The organism is Epilithonimonas pallida, from assembly GCF_900182975.1.
GTDB lineage: Bacteria > Bacteroidota > Bacteroidia > Flavobacteriales > Weeksellaceae > Epilithonimonas > Epilithonimonas pallida.
In genome coordinates this window covers 161,719-181,247 of sequence record NZ_FXUO01000004.1, presented here as the reverse complement: position 1 = coordinate 181,247, position 19,529 = coordinate 161,719, and the positions used below count along the sequence as shown (strand labels likewise).

The following is a 19,529-nucleotide window of genomic DNA, read 5'->3' as shown; positions in this document are numbered from 1 at the left end:
TTAGAAGATAAAAAAAGCGTTTCAAGATTTTGAAACGCTTTTTTTATTATTGAGTTACTTTCATCAACTTCTTCGTGATCTCATCCATCTTTTCGGATTCGTAAGTTGTATCGTAATCCTTCATAATATCAAAAAGATACGAGTAGAACGATGTCACTTTCTGGACATCATCTGCTTTTTTGAAAGCTTTTTCTTTGCCCATCTCCTGCAGATCTTTGATGAATGTATTGAATCTCTTATCAATTACATTCAGAGAGTTGACAAGGTATTGATAGCCTTTATCTTTCTGTCCAATCTTGTTGTAAGCATCAGAAACTGCACCAACTACAAGAGAATATTCCATCGGTTTGGTTTTCATCTGTCTTGCTGCATAAACCTGAAACTTAGGCGATAATCTGGTATAATAATCATACTCTTCGAAGATTCCTTTCTTGAGGTCATCTGCTAGTTTCAAACCTTTTTGCTCTTGTCCGGCTACGATGTAGGCGTAAACAATAGAACTCAAAGACCTCGGATCATTATATTTTGAAACCGGAATTTCTCTGCTTGCCAAATCCAGAACCTCAATCGCTCTTTTTTTATCGCCTTTCAGAACCAAAGCTTCAGCAGCTCTACTCGCAGATGACCTGTAGCTTACAATATTCTGTGTGCAAGTTTCATCGAAATGAACCTTCAGATCTTTGAAATTACCCCATCTGTAATTTTTCACAATGTTATAAAGCTCGTCCGCATTTACCATTCCCAATTCGCCATCTGCAGACTCTTCGGTCTTGATTGGAACCAATCTGTAGCTGAATCCGTCAAACTTAAGATAATTGGACAAGAAGAATAAATTACTTCCGTCGTATATTCCGCCGCTTGAGAAGTTGATTGGACGTTTCCAATCGAAGTTGGCCAGGATATCCAACATCAGCATATTATTCTTGAACATACTAGAACCCTTATAATCGATAACGATTTGCTTTTCTGCTTTCTGCGCTTCGGCTGGTGTGATGATTCCAGATTTCACAGCATTATTCACATTCACTGGCAGTACAAATTTGGAAACCGGAAGGAAGTTGAATTTCTGATAACGTTCTTCTCCGAAAATCATTTTCACGATTTCGTCTTTTTCAGGCGATTTCATTTTCAGGAAGCTAACAGCTTCTTTCATCGTAATCGAATCCTGCGTCAGATATTTTCTGAAGGCTGCAAATTCTGTATCCGGTGCGCCCTGGTCTTTCAGATTCGCAAAAATATTAGACCAATCGTCTTTCGTCATCATATAAACCTGGTCGTTGGAACCTTCGCGGTAATCTTCGTGCTCCAAAGTTGACGGAACAGGCATAGAGTTGTAAGTTCTTCTCTTAACCTGGTCAATATTCCAAGGTGTAGATAACAATGTGAAATTCACCACTTTTACATCCGGACGGAATTCCTCAGTCTCCTGAATGGCCCAAACCGGATAGGTATCATTATCACCATAAACGAACATTATTCCGTCTTTCGGCAGTGATTTCAAACTTGAATAAGCGTAATCGTAAGCTGTGTAACGTCCGCTTCTATCATGAACATTATAATTCTGGAATCCCATCATAAAAGGAATTCCTAATAAAACAACACCTACGATAATCTGAGCCGATTTGCTTTTTACTTTTTTCTGAAGCAGCCAATAGATTGATGCAACACCTAATCCAATCCAAATCGCAAACGCATAGAAAGAGCCAACCATCGCATAATCTCTTTCACGAGGCTCGAATGGTTTCATCCCTGTGTAGAATACAATCCCGACACTAGTTAAAATGAATAAAGATAATATCGCATAGAATCTTCCGAAATCCCTATTCAGTTGGAAAAAGAATCCAAGCAATCCTAATATCAAAGGCAGCATAAAGAACTTCACAGTGCTTTCATTCTGGAATTTAGCAGGCATTTCGCTCTGGTCTCCCCAAATATTATTATCGATGAAAGGAATACCTGTAATGAAGTTTCCATTGGTATTTTCCATATGACCTTCGACATCATTCTGGCGACCAGCAAAATTCCACAGAAGATATCTTCCGAAATAATAGTAATTCTGGAACGTAATGAAATAATCCAGATTCTGAGCTAAAGTAGGTTTCTGAACATTGATGATTCCGAATTGTTTCGCCTTCAGATAATCATCCATTTTGATGGTTCCGTTCTCATATTTCTGACGAAGTTCATCAAAGAATTGTTTAGCTTCCGGACTTTCAGAGACTTGCTCATTACCATAATTGAAGGTAAAATCTGGCGCACCATACATCGAGATATAATTCGGCATTACCGATTTATCTTCGCTAAACATTCTTGGTAAGAAACCAACGTGTTCTTTGCTGTAAACATAATTGAATTTCTCTCCTACTTTACGGTATTGTCCTGTAGTAGCGTCTTTTTCGTAAGTATCACCAGTTTTTTCAGTTTTATAGCTTCCGTCTTCGTTTTTCTCAATCCCATTCGGGTCAAGATAAGCAGTATAATTTTGTCCATACAAAGTCGGCCAATCACCGTATTGTTCACGGTTGTAGTAATCCAACATACCCAAAGCGTTGTCCGGGTCATTAAGGTTCATTGGAGGATTTGCAATCGCACGGATTGGAATGACCAACCAGCAAGAGAATCCAATCATCATATAAACAATTGATAAAGCAATCGTCTGATACAATGATTTCCCGGTTTTTCTTGTATAAGTAATGAATAAATAACAAAGAACAGACAAAATAATAAATGCGAAAACTGTCCCTGAGTGGAAAGGCAGGCCTAATCCGTTTACAAAGAATATTTCGGATTTTCCGAACAATGTCATTATCACAGGGAAGATAATTTTGAAGACAATCGCTAGGATTATCAAAGTAATTCCATTTGCCCAAAGGAAAGATTTCCAAGTGAATTTATAATTTCTGGTATAATAAATCAGACAAACCGCAGGCAAAGCCAGCATACACATCATATGTACACCTACAGACAAACCGATGACGAAAAACAAAAGGATAATCCATCTTTCGTTATCTTTCTCTAGATATTCGTTTTCCCATTTTGTAATGAGCCAGACAATCAATGCAATAAACATACTTGCCATTGCATAAACCTCGCCTTCTACCGCTGAAAACCAAAATGTATCCGAAAATGTAAAACATAAAGCACCAACTGCTCCTGCAAATAAGGTTGCAATTTCTTCGGCAATTGTAATATTTTCGAATTCTTTATTGAGTAATCTTCTTACAAGATGGGTAATCGTCCAGAATAAAAACAGAATTGTAAATGCGCTGAACAAGGCCGACATCGCATTAATCACCAAAGAATAATGCTGACCGTCACCAAAAGCAAATAATGCAACAACGGCTCCAACCAATTGGAAAAGTGCAGCTCCCGGTGCGTGTGTAACCTCCAATTTAACAGCGGAAGAAATGTATTCTCCACAATCCCAAAAACTGAAGTTGGGTTCTATGGTTGATAAATATGTGATAAATGCAATTACAAAAACTACCCATCCCAGAATAGTGTTCCATCTTTTAAAAGTCCAATTCTTCATACGGAAAATGAAATATCGGCGAATTTAACGTTTTTGATTCAGTTATTTAAGTTTTTAACAAAAATTAAAATTTTGGTGCGCTTTTTGAAAATTGCAGGAAATCAGTTGAATTATTAATAATATTTTCAATGCAAAATCAGATTCACAGCTCAAAAATAAAAACATTGCAATTTTTTTTTTATTTTTGCAGACAGTTTTTGAGAGAAAAAATGATATAAAATGACGAATGTATACGATAATATTCTTGGTTTGATTGGCAACTCACCGTTAGTCAAGTTAAATCAGGTTACCAAGGACATTCCTGCGACAGTATACGCTAAGTTGGAATCTTATAACCCAGGGCATTCTACAAAAGATAGAATTGCACTTCATATTATAGAAAATGCAGAAAGACAGGGAATCCTGAAATCAGATTCTGTAATCGTAGAAACCACTTCCGGAAACACCGGTTTTTCTATTGCAATGGTTTGTATCGTCAAAGGTTACAAATGCATTCTTGCAGTTAGCGATAAAACAAAGGCTGAAAAAATCGCTTATTTAAAGGCACTTGGCGCAACAGTTTATGTTTGCCCGGCTTCTGTTCCTGCAGATGACCCAAGATCTTATTATGAAGTAGCTAAAAGAATTGCTGCGGAAACTCCTAATTCGGTTTACATCAATCAGTATTTCAACGAATTGAATATTGATGCACATTACCAAACCACAGGCCCTGAGATTTGGAAACAGACGGAAGGCAAAATAACTCACCTTTTTGCCTGCACAGGAACTGGCGGAACGCTTTCCGGCTCCGCAAAATATCTGAAAGAACAAAATCCTGACATCAAAGTGATTGGTGTAGATGCGGATGGCTCTATTCTAAAAACTTACCACGAAACAGGAAAAATCAATAAAACAGAAATTCATCCTTATCAGATTGAAGGTCTTGGAAAAAATTTGATTCCGGGTGCGCTTTTATTTGATACGATTGATGAATATGTACGAGTTAATGACGAGATGTCAGCTTACAGAACCCGAGAGATTGCTTTGAAGGAAGCAATAATGGGGGGTTACACAACTGGAGCAGTAACTCAGGCTTTGATTCAGTATGCCAATTCCCATGAGTTCAAAGAAGATGACTTGATAGTATTAATTTTTCCAGACCATGGTTCCCGCTATATCACTAAAGTATACAGCGACAAATGGATGGAAGAACAAGGCTTTATCAACAACTGTTTTCACAACTATGATGAAGTTTTCAAAACAGAAATCATCAAATAAAATTTAAACACAAAATTCATAACCTTTTGTCATACAAAAGGTTTTTTCAATCAATAAAAATATCAGTTAGAAAAAATGGACATTTTTGAAAGAATAAAACAAAATCCAGGTCCGCTGGGACAATTTGCAGATTATGGTGAAGGATACTATATTTTCCCAAGATTAGAAGGACCAATTGGACCGAGAATGAAGTTTCAGGGGAAAGAGGTTATTTTTTGGAGTGCTAATGATTATTTGGGTATGTGTAATCATCCCGAAGTTTTGGAAGCTGATGCCAAAGCCGCTGCAGAGTTTGGAATGTTTTATCCGATGGGAGCCAGAGCAATGTCCGGAGAAACTGAACAGCATTTGCAACTGGAAAGAGAATTGGCGGATTTCGTTAAGAAAGATTCTGCTTATCTTTTGAATTTCGGTTACCAGGGAATGGTTTCTACGATTGACGCTTTGGTCTCAAGAAATGACGTGATTGTTTATGATGTAGATTCTCACGCTTGTATCGTGGACGGTGTCAGACTGCACGCTGGAAAACGTTTCACTTACAGACATAATGATATCGAAAGTTTTGAAAAGAACTTAATCAGAGCTCAAAAGGTCACTGAAGAAACAGGCGGCGGAATTTTAGCAATTACCGAAGGTGTTTTCGGAATGCGAGGACAACAAGGTAAACTGAAAGAGATCTGCGCGCTTAAAGACAAATATAAATTCAGAATCTTGGTTGACGATGCTCACGGATTTGGAACATTGGGAGAAACCGGAGCAGGAGCTGGTGAAGAGCAAGGTTGCCAGGATCAGATTGATGTTTATTTCTCTACGTTTGCTAAGTCTATGGCTGGTTTCGGGGCATTCTTAGCTGGAGACAAAGAGATTATCCGTTATTTGAAATTCAACCTGAGATCTCAGATTTTTGCTAAATCTCTGACAATGCCAATGGTAATCGGAGGTTTGAAAAGATTGGAACTGTTGAGAACAAGACCGGAAATCAAGGCTAAGCTTTGGGAAAATGTTGAAAAACTTCAAGGTGGATTGAAAAAAATCGGATATAATCTTGGTGACACCAACACTTGTGTAACGCCGGTTTTCATCCAGGGAACACCTGTTGAAGCGACTTTATTAGTTAAAGAATTAAGAGAAGATTACGGAATTTTCACATCTGTTGTAGTTTATCCGGTAATTCCAAAAGGAATGATTCTTCTTAGATTAATTCCAACCGCTTCTCATACCGATGCTGAAATCAACGAAACCCTTGCAGCTTTCGAATCGATTTACAACAAATTAGCAAGCGGTTATTACAAAGAAGCTGAAGCTAAATTATTGAAAGAGCAAAACTTAGAATTTAAGCCAATTTAATGTGGTTTGAATTCTTATTAAATAAAACGCCTAAACAAAATTGTTTAGGCGTTTTTATTTTATCAAATCAACTTTTCTAATTAATCTTCTTCAAATCCAAATCCTCAAAATCAAAACTAAAATCCGTCACATCAGAAATCGGTTTCATTTTCGCAGAAACCGCTTTTCCGTTTTCATCAAAATTCAAAATAAAAAACGCATCCGCATCGTAACTTCTGTCATCCCATTTCGCCACAAAAGAATTCGCAGAATAGGGAATCAAATCACCTTTAAGTCTTGGAGAAGATTTAGAAATAATTCTATAACCTTTGCCTTGTTTGGAAACCTCAACAATCCCGAACCAATCATCTTTGTACCAGCCGATGAATTGGTCGTCCTTCAAATCTGATTTGAACTTCGAAGCCTTATCATAAACATCTTTCTTCTGCTTGGCAAAAGTCTCTTCATTTTTTTTATTTCTATCACCGTAAAGCTTCAGCCAATCACGGTTTTCAACACCCAGATAAGCATCTTTCACAGAATTGGTAATCGTAGAAAATGCCGCACCAGATTGTTGATTCGTCAAGACCACAATCCCCAATTTCAAATCCGGAATCAATGTAAAATGGGTTACAGTCCCTATCAAACCTCCGGAATGCTGAACCTGCAAATGACCTTTAACATCGCTCAAAAACCAGCCCAATCCATAACCATAAAAATGCGTATCATAAGGCGAAGTCAATCCAACTTTATCCGGAATTTGAAGACTCCATAATTCGTGAGCGTTTTTCTCAGAAACCAGACGTTTCCCGTCTTTGGTCACAAATCCATTCAGAAGAAAATTGGCCCAAGTCGTCATATCCTGAATATTGCTCATTATACCGCCTGCAGCGTTCGCCGTCTCGTTCCAGTCGTGTGGAACAGCAATCGCTTTCCCATCAACCGGAGCGTGTGCATCGATAATATTCTGAGAATTTTTCGCTCTATTATAAGAACCGAAACTCGCCGTCATCCCGACAGGTTTCATAATTCTTTGCTCGATAAAATCTGCCCATTGCAAACCGGAAACTCTATGAATCACTTCTCCGGCAACAATGAACATGATATTATTATAATCCAAAGTTGTTCTGAAAGGATTTTCCGGCTTGAGGAATCTTACATTATGAACAATATCATTCACTGTCAAATTACCACCTTCCGGAAAAAACATTAGATCACCTTGTCCCAATCCCAATCCTGCTCTATGCGTAATCAAATCTTTTATCGTTACATTTTGAGAAACGTAAGGGTCAGCCATCTGGAATTCCGGTATGTATTTGGTCACTTTATCATCCCAATTGAGTTTGCCTTCGTCTGCTAAAATGGCAAGAGCTGTACAGGTAAAACCTTTACTGTTAGAAGCAATACCAACCAGGGTATTGGCATCCATCGGCTGATTATTGTTGAGCGAGCGAACACCAAAACCTTTCGCATAAATTAGTTTTCCATCTTTCACAACGCCAACAGACATTCCCGGAACATCAAAAGTTTTAAGAGAATTTTGAATAAGTTCATCCAGTTTTTTTTCCTCAATCTGAGCATTGATAAAGACAAAAGAGAAAAGTAAAAAGAAAAAAGATATTGATTTATACATTTTAAAAAAGCTTTGCACGAAGATAAGAAATTGTTAATTCTAATCCTTAATCATATTCACAGCTTATTAAACAATATTTCAAACCAGATATCATTGTTAAATTTTAAACTTTGACTGATAATCTACTTAAGACCTTTGATTATCTACTTATTACCTTTGACTGTCTACTGAACTCGTCTGAATGCTCACTAAAGACCCCTGACTATCTACTCAAGTCTTCTGACTACTTACTTAACTCTTCTGAATGCTTATTCAAGACCTCTGACTGTCTACTCAACTCTTTCTTTTGTTTACTTTACTCTTCCTTTTACCTATTTTAGGGAAATTTTAATAACCGGTAAAAAAAATTACCTTTACATTCAATTTTAAAAATATAAGATGTCATACTGCCAAGCCATAGAAACAATGCAGCCCGAAGACCGGAAAGCGTTGCACAAAAACTACCACGATAATCATTATGGTTTTCCGATTCACAATGATGATGAATTGTTTGGAAGACTCATAATGGAAATCAATCAGGCTGGATTGAGTTGGGAAACGATTCTCAAAAAGGAAGATTCTTTCCGAAAAGCCTACAGCAATTTCAGTATCGAGAAAATTGCCGCTTACACAGAAAAAGACCGGGAGAGATTATTGGCTGATCCGGGAATCATCAGAAACAAACTCAAAGTCAATGCAGCCATAGAAAACGCCAAAACCATTTTGGAACTCAAAAAGGAATTTGGCTCATTCGAAAAATGGTTGGAACATCATCATCTGAAAACAAAGGAAGAATGGGTAAAACTGTTCAAAAAAACCTTTAGATTCACAGGCGGCGAAATCGTCGGTGAGTTTCTGATGAGTATTGGTTTTCTGAAAGGCGCACATTCCGACGATTGCAAAATCAATGAAAGGATTTTTGCTGCGAATCCGAAGTGGAAAGAATAAACCACAAAAGTCACAAAAGAAAGTGGTGAAAAATTCAATGAAATATTTTGAGCATTTAGTTTGTCATTCCGTAGGAATCTAAGCAAACTCTGTAGGGATTCCTACGGAATGACAAAATTGTGTTTTTGATTTTCAAACTTTTGTGCCTTTGTGGTTAATAAAAATTAGCCTTAAATTTGTCGAAATCTAAAGAAAGTCAATGGAAAGTAAAAAAGAATTCTTCCTCGAGTGTTATAAACTCGGGATTATCAAGTTTGGGCGTTTTACACTGAAAAGCGGAATAGAAAGTCCGTTTTATGTGGATTTGCGGCCACTCGCTTCTGATCCGAAAATCCTGAAAAAACTAGCTAATTATCTCTTGGAAATGTTGCCGCTGGATAATTTTGATATCATCTGTGGCGTTCCTTACGCAGCGCTTCCAATGGCGACAGCAATGTCGCTGGAAAGTTATCTCCCATTAATTATTAAGAGAAAAGAAGCCAAAGCTTACGGAACAAAAAAACTGATTGAGGGAATCTACGAGAAAGGACAAAACTGTCTATTGGTAGAAGATGTCATCACCTCCGGAAAATCTTTGGTAGAAACCATTGATGAGGTTGAAAATGAAGGCATCAAGGTTTCTGACATTGTTGTAGTTCTTGATAGACAGCAAGGCGGAAAAGAAAAACTAGAAGCTAAAGGTTACAAAGTTCATTCGCTTTTCAATATCTCTGAGGTTGTGGAAATCCTGAGAGAAGTTAATTACATCGATGATGAGGAAGTATCGAGAATCAGAGATTTTGTGAACGGAAATCAAGTGGTTTTTGAAGAGAAAAAACGTCTGTCTTATGAACAAAAACTGGAAGTAGCGGAACATTCTTTTGCTAAGAAAATCCTTGAAATCGCTATTGAAAAAAGATCAAACTTAATTGCATCGGCAGATTTTATTACCACAAAAGAATTATTGGATTTCGCTGACATTGTTGGTCCTCACATTGTGGCTCTTAAAACTCATATCGATATTCTGAACGATTTTGATGCTGATGAAACCATTCTTCCGCTCAAAGATATAGCAACGAAACATAATTTCCTTTTGATGGAAGACCGGAAATTTGCTGACATCGGGAACACTCAGGAACTGCAGTTTTCTTACGGAACTTACAAGATTTCCAACTGGGCAGATTTGATAACTTCCCACGTTATTGGAGGAAGCAAAAGCTTAGATTGCTTTATGAATGTTGGTGTGGTCGCGATTTTAGGAATGTCTTCTGAAGGAACTTTAACAGATTCTCATTATCGTGAAGAAGCTTTGAAAATCATAGAGAATCATCCAAGTATAATCGGTTGTGTAGCACAAAATCAAGTTTCTGACCAAATCTTATTGTTTACACCAGGTGTGAATTTGGGTACAAGTGGCGATGACAAAGGCCAGCAATACAATTCTCCGGAACATGTGATTAAAAATTACGGTACCGATTTCATCATCGTTGGACGCGGCATCTATAAAGCAGACGAGCCGGAACAAGAAGCTTTACGTTACAAAAACGAAGGCTGGAAAGCTTATCAGGATTCTTTGTAATTTTAACAATATAACATCTCGCTTCATCAGAAAAAAAGTAGTAGTTTTAATTACTTATATTTTTTGATGAAGCGATTTCTTTTATGTTTGGTCTTATTTCTTCCTTTTTTCTGGGCAAAGTCTCAGCAAGACAGCATTTTGTTGAATGTAAAACTGAATGATGATCAAAAATCGATTTCTGTAGAACAGACTTTGATTTATCATAATCCGCATCAGAAATCCATCAATCAAATCAAGCTGCTGAATTGGGTTTCGGCTTACCAAAATCGCAAAACACCACTTCTCAAAAGAAAAGTTGAAGACAGAAAAAAGGATTTGTATTTTGCTAAAGATGATAAACTGGGGAAATTAGAAAATCTCCAATATTCTTACGGGAATATCTCCTCAGAAATCCTTAATAAAACTCAGGAAAACATTTTTATTCCGCTTGGGCAGCCTTTGGAATCTGGAAAGAGTATTAGACTTAATCTGAAATATCAAATTCAGTTGCCTGACGCCCGTTTTACAGGTTATGGTGTGGACGCCAATCGCATTCTTTTAAAATATTTTTTCCTGGTTCCGGAAACTTATGAAAATGAAAATCAAAGTAACGTTTCATATAGAGATACGGAAGAAACTGCCAACGCCGGCTCATTTTGGAATGTGAATTTTGAAATTCCAAACAGTTGGAAAATTTATTCTAACCTTAATCAAAAATCAGATTCCAAATTTGAAGGAACTTCGATCAATGACCCGGAATTTCAATTCTCCCGAGAGATTTATCCCGAATTTTTATTAGATGTTGACGGTCAGAAAATCAATATCCAACTAGGTTATCAGATCACTGAATATCAAAGACAGGTTTTAAGTTTTCTTTTGCCGACACAACTCAAATTCATAAAGGCAAGAGTTGGAAATCTTCCTGACAAATTGTTCATTACTCAAAAATTCCTGAATAAGGAAGAATTTATCGGTATTGATGACATCAAATTCTGGAAATTCAAATTCCAGATGTTTACGGATTATGAAAAGACGGATCTAGATTACTTCAGTGCCGTCTCAAAGAAAATAATGGACGAATATTTCATTACTAATAAAACGGAAGAACACTGGCTGAAAAACGGCTTGAAATCCTACCTCGAAATTCAATATCTGAAAAATTTCTACCCCAATCATAAGCTTCTTGGGAATCTTCCCGATAATGCAAAGATTTTCGGAATCAAACCTTTGAAATTATTTCATGCTTCCAAGCTGAAGCTTTCCGAGCGTTACGGACTGGCTTATCATTATATCTACACGCAGAATCTCGACCAGAAAATAACAACGCCATATTATTTGTTGAGCAATTTTAATACAACTGCAATCAGTCAATTTGAAATGGGAAGTCTTTTGAATTATATTTCGGAATACCAAGGGCAGAATTCGTTTGATTTTTTCCTGAAAAATTATCTGTCTTCTAATTATAAAACCAAAACAACAGGTAAAGATTTCCTCAATAATATTGAAAAATTCACTTCCGGAAAATCAGTCTTTCTGAGTCCGATGATGGATGAGAAGCACAGGATTAATTTTAATTTGAAAAATATTAAAGAACAAAACGATCATTATCAGGTAAATATCAAAAATAAAAATGCTTCCAATATCCCTTTAAAAATTGAATCGGAAAATAAGAATGATGAGAAAACAACTTATTGGAAAGATGGCAGCTCCAAAGCAAAAGACTCGATTCTGATTCCAAAAGAAAATGTGGCAAAAATTGTTTTAAATGATAATTACATTTTTCCTGAATCCAATTACAGAGACAATTATATCTATACAAAAGGCTTATTTTCCAACACAAAAAAAATAAAATTCAAGCTGATTAAAGACATTCAAAACCCTGAATACAATGAAATCTTTTTAACACCGAGATTAACATTCAATGCTTACGATAAGATTTTGGTTGGTCTCAATTTTAAGAATCAGGGGATCTTTGACCAGAAATTTGATTATTCGTTCACACCGTATTACAGTACAGGAACAGGGAAATTGACGGGTTCGGGTGCACTTGGCTATTCGATTCTTCCACCGAACAGCTTTTTCAGGAGCTGGAATTTTGCAGTTTCAGGTTCCTATTTTCATTATAATACGGATTTGGCTTATAAAAAATTTGGAGCAGCAACAGCTCTCAATTTCAACAAAAATCCCAGAAGTGCCATCGGAAGAAGTTTATATTTCTCATATAACTATTATGAGCGGGAATTGACACCATTGATGATTGAGAATAACTTGTATTCCAAATATAACCTTTGGAATCTTGGTTATTCCTATTCCGATAACCGATTGATTCACGAAAAATACATCTCGGGCAATTTGCAATGGATGGAAGATTTTCAGAAAATTTCTGCTGAAGCGTTTTACCGCTGGGAATTTGCTAAAGACAAAAAAATCAGCTTCCGTTGGTTTGCAGGCTATTTTTTGAGGAACGACACGAAGAATGCTTTGTTCAATTATGGGATATCCCGTGTTTCCAACTATTCTTTTTCTTATGGATTATTGGGGCAGAGTGCCACCTCGGGAATCCTATCTCAGCAGTTTATTCTGGCAGAGGGCGGTTTCAAATCGATGTTTAATACATCTGTGAATCAATTCATCACCAGTATTAATGTTGATTCTCATCTTTGGAAATGGTTCAACCTGTATGCTGATGCAGGGATTTATACAAATAAGAGCAGAAGCACCGAATTCATTTGGGATTCCGGCGTAAAGGTAAAAGTGGTGCCGGATTTTTTGGAAATCTATTTTCCTGTAGCGTCCAGTTTAGGATTTGAGCCCTCATTTAAAGACTATGGTTACAGGATACGATATACCTTGGTTCTGAATCTTGGTGCTCTGATTAATAATCTTAGACGAGGAGTTTATTAATAAAAAAAGATCCTTCGACAAACTCAGGATGACATTGTAAATACTAGCAGAAATGATTATGAACCCCGAAAACACATATAAAATAAAAAAAGGCCTCCAAAATTTGGAAGCCTTTTGCTTTTTAAGAAAAACTATAATTAGTTTTTGATAACTTTTCTGCTGATTTTGTTAGCACCATTATCAACAGTTACGATGTAAGCACCTTTAACTAAAGACTGAGTGCTTACAGAACCTCCGTTCTCAACTCTGTTAGAAGAGATTAATTTACCTTCTGCAGAGTAGATATTTACAGTTGATTTAACTGGTAATTTGAAAGTAATCTGATCTTTTACGATTGTATTAAACTGAACTTGTTTATCAAAATCTTTGATATCTGTAACAGCCATTGAACCTTTTACATAGAACATAATATCGTCAAACAATATTACTCCTCCTCCTGCGTTGTTTTCAGGATATACTCTTAAACCCGGTCTTGCAACTGTTGCACCAGCATTAGGTTGTGCTTCTGCTGTGAAAAATTGCCAAGATGGGGAATCTGTCGAATAATCTGCAGCTTGCATATTATTAGCACCTGTATCCGCTGTATTTCTGAATTGATTCCAATACTTAAATCTTGCAGTAGTAGAGTTATCAAGATACCAACCTGAAAAAACATATGTTGTTCCAGCAGTTACCGGAGTATCTGTTGTTGGGCTTACAGTACTGTTACCAGAAGCCGGCGAAGTTAATGATAATGAAGAGCTACCACTGTGTGCTGTAGAAGATTGAGCAATAGTTGCAGCAGTCGGTATAAACCAACCATCTGGCTTTCCTGAAGTCCAAGTTTCAAAACCATTATTTGGAATCAAATTTTGAGCAGAAACTAAAGATACAGCCGCAATACTTAAAATTGTAAAGATTTTTTTCATTTTATTAAAGTTTAAAAATTGTTTTTATTTTTAATTATTGTAAAGGGATGCTAAGTTAACAAAAAAATGCATTCAGCAAAATTTAATTTATTTTTTAACATTTTTATATTGATAAACATCATTACAGTCAATGTTTCTGAATTTCTTACTGGCAAAAATTAACATTCTGTAAGCCCAGCAATTCCCCCTTTTCCCTTCCGCAAATGTAAACATATTAATGTGATGAAATGTTAAGCCTGCTTTAAATCATATATAATAAACATTAAACTCAATAGCTTTTAAACAAAAAAACATTGCCAGGATTGGCAACGTTCATTTATAGATTTAGTGTAAAATTATTTTTTGATAATTTTCTGAGATACTGCCTGTCCATTAACAAGACCTGTTACCATGTAATTACCTTTTGGCAAAGCAGAAATATCCAATCTTCCATTTTCTGTAACATCAGCAGCTTTTACCATTTGTCCCGCGGTATTATATACAGATACTTTTGAAGAAACACCAAAAAACAATTCATCTGTTGCAATGGTATTTTTAACCAGATTGGTTTTTGCTTTGATAACATCTGCAACAGCCATTGTTGGAGCTGTGACTTTTATATCATCAATAAAAAATCTGCCGTTTGCAGTTGCATTACCTTCAAAAGCAATAACCAGATTTCCGGTTGCATTGGTTATATTAACGGTATAAGTTGTGTAACTGGCTTTCACAAGGGTCACCGTAGCCAAGCTCAAAGTTCCTCCTGTAGCAGAAATTTTCAAAGTAGTTTGCTCATTATTTCCGTTCCAGGCTGCCGCTCTGAAAGTAAGTGTTCCGTTACCTGTCAAAGTAATGCCTGGTGTTTTTAATACTCCCAAAACACTTGCAGTTCCCATTTTCAGACAACCTCCACCTTTATAAGCTCTCGTCAAATCCCAGCTGCCTCCTGTTGTATAACTTGCAAGCGCATTACTTGCAACACTGGAAGACCAGTTACCATCACTGCCTCCTGTTCCATCCACATCATCAAAAGTGGCATTGAAAACTGTTGTTTGTCCATACATTGTTGCTGTCAAAACAACTGCTGCGAAGAAAGAATAGATCTTTTTCATAATTAGATTATTTAGATTTTATTTGTGTCAAATCTATCACGATTCATCTTACTTTAGATTACCAAAGCATTAATAAAACAATAACAATCAGAAACTTACAGTTAAAAATTTGTTATATTCTAAATAATATTCAGTTAATAAAAAAAGCGCTGTCAAAACTGACAGCACTCATATATAAAATAGAAATATTTTAAATTACTTCTTGATAATTTTTTGAGAAACAGCTTGTCCGTTAACAAGACCTGTCACAACATAAGTTCCTTTAACCAAGCCAGAAACATCTAATTTTGAATTTTCAGAAACTTCAGCAGTCTTCACAATCTGACCAGCAGCGTTATAAACTGAAACTTTTGCAGAAGCACCGAAGATCAATTCATTGGTTACGATTGTATTTTTAACCAGATTAGCTTTCCCTTTAGAAGAATCTATTACTGCCATTGTCGGATCTTCATAAACGATAGTAATAGAGGTAAAGTATGCAGCATTAGCACCTCTTTTGATTGCAAAAAATGTGTAGTTTGTACCTGTTAAATCTGTGGAAGTCCAGCCTGTTGTAGAAGCAGATCCAACCTGAGTTCCAGCTGTAGTGTAATCTGCTGCTGTACTTGTTACCAAACGGCTTGTACCACCGAATAATGATGATTGTCTTGCTGTACCACCTTGGTTAAGGGTTACACTAACAACTCTCCCAGGTAATGCTACCGTGTTGTAGATAACACCATTGTTAGCTTGTGCCTGAACGTAAGTTCCTGCAACGTCACCGCTGGCAGGGCTGTTGGCTGTATTGGTAGTAATTGCCTTACCCCCTAAAGAAATACCTCCGGTTGACCAAGTTTTTTCAGCTCCGCTGTTATAATTATTACTTCCCAAAACTGCCGTACCACCAATGTTTGCAACATCTATAGTAATTGTTTTTGTCTGAGCAACCACGTTTGCAGTAATCGCTACTGCAGCTAATAAAGAATAAAATTTTTTCATAATATAAAGTTTAAAATTGTTCAGTTTTTATGCTCGGCAAATATAAAATTTTAATGCTAAGTATAATTTTACGCACCCTGTTTCCGTTTTAAATAATTGTTAATTCGTTATAAAGCCTATTATTACTACATTTACACATCACAAGAAAAAGGGTGTCGAAGATAAATAAAATTTTCCTAATAATCTGTATTTTTTTTGCAATAATCAAGATTAATGCACAGATATTCAATTGGAAAAATCCAAATATTCCACAAGATTCCCTTAAAAAAGACAGTGTTATTATTTCTAAAATCAATCAGGACTTTTACACCAAAGACACGCTTGACTTTATCAAAAAACAGAATCGCGTCATTTATGACGAAGAAGTCCTTGTAAAAAACGACAAGAAAAGAATCCTCGGCGAACTCAATTCCAAAGGTTCCATTATCAGAGGTATTACTTTTGGAAATAACCAGGGCTCATCTGTGCAGAGTTCTATGGATATGCAGATTTCCGGAAAGCTAAGTCCTGATGTTTCGATTTTGGCTTCCATTTCGGACCATAATCTTCCTGTTCAGGCTGATGGATACACTCAGACCTTGCAGGAATTTGACAAAATCTATCTTCAGCTTAATATCAAAAACCATAGTATCATCCGGGCAGGACATCTCGACCTGAATGATGAAACGACTTATTTCGGACGATATCAAAGACGAAGTATGGGTTTGCAATTTCTCACGAGTTGGGAAAAGAATGGTAATAAAACTTCCGTTGACGTTTCCGGTGGCGTTGCAAGAAGTGAATTCTTCAGAATGCGATTCCAAGGAATTGAAGGCAATCAAGGACCTTATCGATTGACTGGGAAAAATGGAGAATTGTTTATTACGATTATTTCAGGTTCGGAACAGGTTTACATCGACGGAATATTGATGAAACGTGGCGAAAATCAAGATTATATTATTAATTATAATACGGGCGAAATCACATTCACCAGTTTTCGGCCAATTTATAAACAGAATTTCATCAACGTATCTTATAATTACACCAATCGGAATTATACAAGATTTTTGATTACAGGAAACATCAGGCATCAAAGAGAAAAACTGAAAGCCGGATTCAGCTGGTTTATGGAGAATGACAATAAAAATGCGCCTTTATCTTTGAATCTTAGCGATGAAGACAAGCAAACACTGGTTAATGCAGGAAACAATCAGGATTCTATGTATTCGCCGTCTGGTGTGGAAACGGAATATGACGTTAATAAAATTCTCTACAAAAAAGTATTCACTACCGATCCTTTCCACTATGAGTTTTCTACCGACCAGACTCAGGTGCTCTACCAGGTGTCTTTCACTTATTTCGGAAGTGGAAAAGGCGATTACCAACTGCAGCAATCCACCAACAACGGCCGCGTTTTCCAATATGTAGGAACTGGTTTGGGAGATTATATGGCAGTAAGAAAACTCCCCGCTCCGGAAAAATCACAGGTTTATTCTGCTAACGTTGAATATGCATTAAATGAAGGTGTTATTGGAACTGATGTTTCGATGAGCAATTACGATCTCAACCTTTATTCATCAAAAGATAATAAGCAGAATATCGGATATGCGGCAAGAATCTATGCTAATAAAACCTTCCGAAAAAATACTTGGACAGGAACACCAATGGTCGAATATCAGGTCATACAGAAGAATTTTCACATTCTGGACAGAATTAACAATGTTGATTTCTGGAGAGACTTTAACCTAACCAATGAATTTAGTCAGATTACGCAGAATCGATTTATCTTTTCTTTTCTGAATGACTTTAATAAAAAATCATCTGTTAATTATAAAATCAATTATCTCGAAGAAACCAACACTTACAAAGGAATCAAAAATGATTTGGATGCCACCTGGAGAATCGGGAAATTCACCAACCTCGGAGCTATTTCTTATTTGGATACCAAATCCACAGACCTTAACACCACTTTTATCAGAGGAGCGGTTTCAACCGAATTAGCTGGTAAAAAAGGAAGCTGGATGTTGGGCGCTTCTATGGAACATAACGAGAAAAAATATAACGCCACGCAATTGTTGGATGTGACCAGTTTCAGTTGGAAAGAGGTTTTCATTCAGAAAAAAATTGCAGATTCTGTAAGAACCAAATTACTGGCAAAAATTTATTTCCGAGGCAATGACTCTGTTCTGGATAATCGCTTACAAAAGATGAATAATATTCTCGGGATTCAGGCGGAAAGTCAAATCATCAAAACCGAGACTACTCTATTATCGACTTTGATTCATTATAGAAAATTCTTTTATGAGAATCAGACTTTTGCAAACGATCAGAATCAGGATTTTGTTGTAGGAAATATCCTTTACAATCAGCAGTTATTCAAAAACGGAATGCGTCTGCAGCTTTTCTACGAACTAGGGAATGGACAGGAAGCGCAACGTGAATTTCAATATATCAAAGTAACCGACGGACAAGGTGTTTACAAATGGACGGATTATAACAACGACGGCATTCAGCAATTAGACGAATTTGAAGTGGCAGAATACGCAGATTTGGCGCAATACATTAGAGTTTACACCAACAGCGTCAATTATCTTGCTTCTAATAAAAATAAGCTTCAGGTCGCATTATTCGTCAATCCTTCTGTCATTATCAGTTCGGAAAATGTTTTCCTTAAACGATGGAACTTTAACCTATCCTTACTTTCTCAAAATTCTTATCTTAAAGGCAGCAAAGTCCTGGTTTGGAATCCTTTCGAAAAACAAGCTGACCAATTACTGAGAACTCAGAATATTCTGGCTTCAGCTTTATTTAATTCTAATGAAAAATCTGGATGGAACGGAAGTTACCGATATACAGATAATGATAATTTGGTGAACGCTAATTTCAGCAATGAGGAACATTCTCAGAAATCTCATTTTATGAATCTCGGTTATTCCTTTACAAAAACTTTTCGTGCAGATTGGGAAAACACGCTCCAGAATGTGACCAATAGCTCACAAGTTTACAATACAAGAAACTACCTTCTTCAAAACTGGGAAACCAAACCGAAAGCTACATACAAATTAACCGAAACTCTGCAAACAGAATTATTTGGAGCATTGCGCCAGAAAAAAAGAACCGACGGCGAAGAACTTTTAAAAACCTACGAAATATCAGGAACACTTCAGTGGGAAAAAGCGAAGACGTCCATTAGAGCTAACTTTTCCTTTATCAACAACGACTTCACGGGCAACAGCTACAGCATTGTCGGAAATCAAATGCTGGAAGGCCTGAAAGCCGGGAAAAACCAGGTCTGGACTTTATATATCCAGCAAGCCATTAATTCCTTCATTCAATTGAATGTCAACTATGAAGGTCGAAACTCCGGTGACAGAACTATCCATATCGGAAGTATGCAAATCCGAGCCAGTTTTTAAATAATTATCAATGCTTAATTATCAATGATAACAATTAACAA

The 19,529-nt window shown here is 36.5% G+C and carries 11 protein-coding genes; 6 read left to right on the top strand and 5 right to left on the bottom strand.

The window, feature by feature from the left end; genetic code table 11:
* Positions 1-46: 46 nt before the first annotated feature.
* Positions 47-3,532: a glycosyltransferase family 117 protein gene (locus QOL71_RS09165; RefSeq protein WP_283416634.1), complete on the bottom strand. Its 3,486-nt coding sequence runs from the start codon at positions 3,530-3,532 to the stop codon at positions 47-49.
* A gap of 219 nt (positions 3,533-3,751) precedes the next feature.
* Here QOL71_RS09165 and QOL71_RS09160 point away from each other — a divergent pair, with 219 nt between their 5' ends.
* Together QOL71_RS09160 and QOL71_RS09155 are read left to right on the top strand one after the other, a co-directional pair.
* Positions 3,752-4,789, top strand: coding sequence for a PLP-dependent cysteine synthase family protein (locus tag QOL71_RS09160; protein ID WP_283416633.1), 1,038 nt, complete (start codon positions 3,752-3,754; stop codon positions 4,787-4,789).
* Between the two features lie 75 nt (positions 4,790-4,864).
* Positions 4,865-6,136, top strand: a complete 1,272-nt coding sequence (locus QOL71_RS09155; protein WP_283416632.1) for an aminotransferase class I/II-fold pyridoxal phosphate-dependent enzyme — start codon at positions 4,865-4,867, stop codon at positions 6,134-6,136.
* 76 nt (positions 6,137-6,212) lie between these two features.
* Here QOL71_RS09155 and QOL71_RS09150 read toward each other — a convergent pair whose 3' ends face one another.
* Positions 6,213-7,748, bottom strand: coding sequence for a serine hydrolase (locus QOL71_RS09150; RefSeq protein WP_283416631.1), 1,536 nt, complete (start codon positions 7,746-7,748; stop codon positions 6,213-6,215).
* 378 nt (positions 7,749-8,126) lie between these two features.
* Here QOL71_RS09150 and QOL71_RS09145 point away from each other — a divergent pair, with 378 nt between their 5' ends.
* The 3 genes from QOL71_RS09145 (at position 8,127) to QOL71_RS09135 (ending at position 13,116) form a co-directional block, all read left to right on the top strand.
* On the top strand, positions 8,127-8,675 hold the full coding sequence (locus tag QOL71_RS09145) for a DNA-3-methyladenine glycosylase I (RefSeq protein WP_283416630.1): 549 nt from the start codon (positions 8,127-8,129) through the stop codon (positions 8,673-8,675).
* Positions 8,676-8,874: 199 nt separating this feature from the next.
* Positions 8,875-10,233 carry an orotidine-5'-phosphate decarboxylase gene (gene pyrF, locus QOL71_RS09140; RefSeq protein ID WP_283416629.1) on the top strand — a complete coding sequence of 453 codons (1,359 nt, stop codon included), beginning with the start codon at positions 8,875-8,877 and terminating at the stop codon, positions 10,231-10,233.
* A 66-nt stretch (positions 10,234-10,299) separates the two neighbouring features.
* A complete protein-coding gene (locus tag QOL71_RS09135; protein WP_283416628.1) occupies positions 10,300-13,116 on the top strand; it encodes an aminopeptidase in 2,817 nt (938 codons plus the stop codon).
* A 137-nt stretch (positions 13,117-13,253) separates the two neighbouring features.
* Here the strand turns inward: QOL71_RS09135 and QOL71_RS09130 are convergent, their stop codons facing one another.
* From QOL71_RS09130 to QOL71_RS09120, 3 genes are all read right to left on the bottom strand, one after another.
* Positions 13,254-14,024 (bottom strand): T9SS type A sorting domain-containing protein, encoded by a 771-nt coding sequence (locus QOL71_RS09130; protein ID WP_283416627.1) that lies wholly within the window; start codon positions 14,022-14,024, stop codon positions 13,254-13,256.
* Positions 14,025-14,359: 335 nt separating this feature from the next.
* Positions 14,360-15,115 carry a T9SS-dependent surface endonuclease, AS87_RS02955 family gene (locus QOL71_RS09125; RefSeq protein WP_283416626.1) on the bottom strand — a complete coding sequence of 252 codons (756 nt, stop codon included), beginning with the start codon at positions 15,113-15,115 and terminating at the stop codon, positions 14,360-14,362.
* A gap of 195 nt (positions 15,116-15,310) precedes the next feature.
* A complete protein-coding gene (locus QOL71_RS09120) occupies positions 15,311-16,093 on the bottom strand; it encodes a T9SS type A sorting domain-containing protein (RefSeq protein ID WP_283416625.1) in 783 nt (260 codons plus the stop codon).
* A 152-nt stretch (positions 16,094-16,245) separates the two neighbouring features.
* Here QOL71_RS09120 and QOL71_RS09115 point away from each other — a divergent pair, with 152 nt between their 5' ends.
* Positions 16,246-19,488 carry a hypothetical protein gene (locus QOL71_RS09115; protein ID WP_379953688.1) on the top strand — a complete coding sequence of 1,081 codons (3,243 nt, stop codon included), beginning with the start codon at positions 16,246-16,248 and terminating at the stop codon, positions 19,486-19,488.
* Positions 19,489-19,529 lie beyond the last annotated feature (41 nt).